This is a genomic window from Butyricimonas muris, assembly GCF_046365375.1.
GTDB classification, from domain to species: Bacteria; Bacteroidota; Bacteroidia; order Bacteroidales; family Marinifilaceae; genus Butyricimonas; species Butyricimonas muris.
In genome coordinates this window covers 1-1,060 of record NZ_JBKEIT010000026.1, presented here as the reverse complement: position 1 = coordinate 1,060, position 1,060 = coordinate 1, and the positions used below count along the sequence as shown (strand labels likewise).

The window sequence follows — 1,060 nt, the reverse complement described above, 5'->3', positions numbered from 1 at the left end:
TGATGCCAGTACTTGACGAATAAGCATCGGCTAACTCCGTGCCAGCAGCCGCGGTAACACGGGGGATGCGAGCGTTATCCGGATTTATTGGGTTTAAAGGGCGCGTAGGCGGGATGCCAAGTCAGCGGTAAAAGACTGCAGCTAAACTGTAGCACGCCGTTGAAACTGGTGACCTCGAGACGAGTCGAGGATGGCGGAACAAGTGAAGTAGCGGTGAAATGCTTAGATATCACTTGGAACCCCGATAGCGAAGGCAGCTGTCCAGACTCGATCTGACGCTGATGCGCGAGAGCGTGGGTAGCGAACAGGATTAGATACCCTGGTAGTCCACGCCGTAAACGATGCTCACTGGATCTTGGCGATACACTGTCAGGGTTCAAGCGAAAGTATTAAGTGAGCCACCTGGGGAGTACGTCGGCAACGATGAAACTCAAAGGAATTGACGGGGGCCCGCACAAGCGGAGGAACATGTGGTTTAATTCGATGATACGCGAGGAACCTTACCTGGGTTTAAATGTAGAGTGCATGAGCTGGAAACAGTTCTTTCCCTCGGGACTCTTTACAAGGTGCTGCATGGTTGTCGTCAGCTCGTGCCGTGAGGTGTCGGGTTAAGTCCCATAACGAGCGCAACCCCTATCGATAGTTGCCACCGGGTAATGCCGGGCACTCTATCGAGACTGCCACCGTAAGGTGCGAGGAAGGCGGGGATGACGTCAAATCAGCACGGCCCTTACATCCAGGGCTACACACGTGTTACAATGGCCGGTACAGAGGGCCGCCACCCGGTGACGGGGCGCCAATCTCTAAAGCCGGTCGTAGTTCGGACTGGAGTCTGCAACCCGACTCCACGAAGTTGGATTCGCTAGTAATCGCGCATCAGCCATGGCGCGGTGAATACGTTCCCGGGCCTTGTACACACCGCCCGTCAAGCCATGGAAGCCGGGAGTACCTGAAGATCGTGACCGCGAGGAACGGGCTAGGGTAATACCGGTAACTGGGGCTAAGTCGTAACAAGGTAGCCGTACCGGAAGGTGCGGCTGGAACACCTCCTTTCTGGAGC

Annotated in this window: 1 rRNA gene; it reads left to right on the top strand. The window is 55.7% G+C overall.

Features of this window, described 5'->3' with window-relative positions:
* A 16S ribosomal RNA gene (locus ACK8P8_RS22190) occupies positions 1-1,053 on the top strand; the annotation flags it as partial.
* Between the last annotated feature and the right edge of the window lie 7 nt (positions 1,054-1,060).